This is a genomic window from Micromonospora sp. NPDC049580 (assembly GCF_040675595.1).
In the GTDB taxonomy this organism is placed as follows: Bacteria; Actinomycetota; Actinomycetes; order Mycobacteriales; family Micromonosporaceae; genus Micromonospora.
This window is the reverse complement of the sequence record NZ_JBFAPG010000626.1, coordinates 1-2,981: the sequence shown is the minus strand read 5'-3', so window position 1 is coordinate 2,981 and position 2,981 is coordinate 1. Positions and strand designations below refer to the sequence as shown.

Annotated in this window: 2 protein-coding genes; both read left to right on the top strand. The window is 74.3% G+C overall.

Features of this window, described 5'->3' with window-relative positions; all coding sequences use genetic code 11:
• The first annotated feature begins 174 nt into the window (after positions 1 to 174).
• On the top strand, positions 175 to 1,281 hold the full coding sequence (murG, locus tag AB0J68_RS30135) for an undecaprenyldiphospho-muramoylpentapeptide beta-N-acetylglucosaminyltransferase (protein WP_354856134.1): 1,107 nt from the start codon (positions 175 to 177) through the stop codon (positions 1,279 to 1,281).
• Positions 1,278 to 2,843, top strand: coding sequence for a UDP-N-acetylmuramate--L-alanine ligase (gene murC / locus AB0J68_RS30130; RefSeq protein ID WP_354856135.1), 1,566 nt, complete (start codon positions 1,278 to 1,280; stop codon positions 2,841 to 2,843). Before murG ends, murC begins: the two co-directional genes overlap by 4 nt.
• The last annotated feature ends 138 nt before the right edge of the window (positions 2,844 to 2,981 follow it).

Genomic DNA, 2,981 nt, shown 5'->3' with positions numbered 1-2,981 from the left:
GGCCGGCAGTACGGCGCTGCTGCTGCTCGGCGCGGCCAACCGCGACCCGCGCCGGTTCCCCGACCCGGGGCGCTTCGATCCGACCCGCGAGCGGCGCCAGGACGACCAGGCCGCACCGCGCGGCGCCCGGCAGGGCCGGAGCCGCCAGGGTACGGCGAGCGAGAGGAGACGCTGATGGGTCCGCTGCGTTCGGTGGTGCTCGCGGGAGGTGGCACCGGGGGGCATATCTACCCGCTGCTCGCCTTCGCCGACTGCCTGCGCCGACACGACCCGGGCGTCCGGATCACCTGCCTCGGCACACCCAAGGGCATGGAGAACGAGCTGATCCCGCCACAGGGCTACGACCTGCGGCAGATTCCGGCGTACCAGCTGCCCCGGTCGGTGAACATGAACCTGGTGCGTACGCCGGGCCGGATGTGGACCGCGGCCCGCGCCGCGGGCAAGGTGATCGACGAGGTACGCGCCGACGCGGTCGTCGGCTTCGGCGGGTACGTCTCGGTGCCGGCCTACCTGGCCGCGTGGCGCCGCGAGCTGCCCATGGTGATCCACGAGGTGAACGTGCCGCCGGGCGTGGCCAACCGGCTGGGCATGAAGTTCACCAAGAACATCGCGGTCGGCTTCCCGCACCAGCCGAGCCAGGCCGAGTCGCTGCGCGACGCGACGGTGGTGGGGGTGCCGCTGCGCCGCAGCATCGCCTCGCTGGATCGGTACGCGCTGCGCAACGCCGCCCGCGCCCACTTCGGGCTCCGCCCCGACCTGCCGGTGCTCTTCGTCGCGGGCGGCTCGTCGGGCGCCCGCTCGATCAACCTGGCGGTCTCCGGCGCGGCCAAGGAGCTGGCCCGCAACGGTGTGCAGGTGCTGCACGTGATGGGGGCCCGCAACGAGCCGGTGCCGATCCCCACCGACCTGCCGGTGCCGTACGTGACGCTGCCGTACCTGTCCGAGATGGAGCTGGGCTACGCGGCGGCCGACCTCATGCTGGCCCGGGGCGGTGCGATGACCGTCGCCGAGGTGGCCGCGATCGGCCTGCCGACGATCTTCGTGCCGTACCCGCACAGCAACCAGGAGCAGAAGCGCAACGCGCTGCCCGTGGTGGAGGCTGGCGGCGGGCTGCTCGTCGACGACGGGGAGCTGACCCCGGACTGGCTGGAGCGCGCGGTGATCCCGCTGATCCGCGATCCGCAACGGCTCTACGCGATGGGCGCCGCGGCGTCGGCGTACGGGCGGCGCGACGGTGACGAGGCGCTGCGCTCGTTCGTCCTCGAGGCGGTGGCCCGGTGACCGCGCAGTTCACCCCGGCGGGCACGCTGACCGCCGAGGACCTGGGCGCCGTCCACCTGATCGGCGTGGGCGGGGTGGGCATGCTCGGCGTGGCCCGACTGCTGCTCACCCGGGGCATCCGGGTTTCCGGCAGCGACCTGCGCGAGTGGCCCTCGCTGGCGGGTCTGCGGGCGCTCGGCGGCACCATCTACCTCAGCCACGAGGCGACCAACCTCGACGGGGTGGACACCGTCGTCTACTCCTCGGCCATCCCGAATGACCACCTGGAACTGGTCGAGGCGCGTCGCCGCGGCCTGCGGGTGCTGCACCGCTCGGAGGCCCTGGCCGCGGCGATGACCGGCCGCCGGGCGGTGGCGGTCGCCGGCACCCACGGCAAGACCACCACCACCTCGATGGTGACCATGGTGCTCCAGCAGGCCGGGGTCGACCCGTCCTTCGTGATCGGCGGGGAGATCTCCGAGGTCGGCTCGGGCGCGCACCACGGCACCGGCGAGTACTTCGTGGTGGAGGCCGACGAGAGCGACCGCTCGTTCCTCATCTACCGCCCGTACGTCTCGATCATCACGAACGTCGAGCCGGACCACCTGAACACCTACGGCGACTACGCGACGCTGGAGGCGGCGTTCGTCGAGTTCGCCCGGCTCACCGACCCGAACGGGTTCATCATCACCTGCGCCGACGACCCGGGCGGTCGGCGGCTGGCGGCGACCCTGCGCGCCGAGGGGCGGCGGGTGTTCACCTACGGCGCGGCCGAGGACGCCGACCTGCGGCTGACCGAGATCGTCTCCTCCGCGCGGGGGGTGCGCTACCTGGCCGCGATCGACGGCCGGTCGCTGGGCGAGTTCCGGCTGCCGGTGCCGGGGCGGCACATGGGGCTCAACAGCGCCTCGGCGGTGCTGACCGCGTACCTGCTCAAGCTGCCGCTGGAGGCGGCGGAGGCGGCGCTGGCGGTCTTCCCCGGCGTGCGACGGCGCTTCGAGCGCAAGGGCGTCGCGGACGGCGTGCTGGTCTACGACGAGTACGCCTACCACCCCACGTCGATGACGCTGGCGATGCAGACGCTGCGCGAGGTGGCCGGCGACGGACGGTTGATCGTCGTCTTCCAGCCGTACCGGCTGTACCGCACCCGCGACAACCAGGCGGAGATCGCCGAGGCGCTGGCCATCGCCGACGAGGTGGTGCTGCTGGAGGTCTTCGGGCCGGGCGAGCTGCGCCAGCCCGGTGAGGGCTCGGCGGCGCTGATCGAGGCGGTGGCGCTGCCGGCCGAGCGGAAGGTGTTCGTCGACTCCTGGGATGCCGCGCCGGTCGAGGTGGTCCGCCGGGCCCGCCCGGGGGACGTGGTGGTGACCATGGGCGCTCCGCCGATCTCGCTGATGGGTGACGAGCTGCTGGCCGCCCTGGGCGCGCGTACCGCCGAGTCCGCGCCGGGGGCGACGGTCGACCCGGTGGCCACGACCCCGGCGATCGGCCAGCCGGTGCCCGGCGGGTCCACGGCCGGTGGCGACGGGGCGGCGCTCGGGGGCGCCGCCGCACCGGACGGCGCGGCCCCCACGGCCGGATGAGCCCCGGCCCCGCCCGAGGGCGGACCAGCGGCGCCGACGGCGGCGCCCCACGACGCGGTCCGGTCCGTCGTTGGCAGTTGGCCCGGGCCATGAAGCGGCGGGTCGACGCCGGCACCGCGTCGCTGCCGGCCCGGACCA

Bases quoted from the DNA above. Each gene is read 5' to 3' on its own strand.
- murG (WP_354856134.1), top strand. From the start codon at position 175: ATGGGTCCGCTGCGTTCGGTGGTGCTCGCGGGAGGTGGCACCGGGGGG.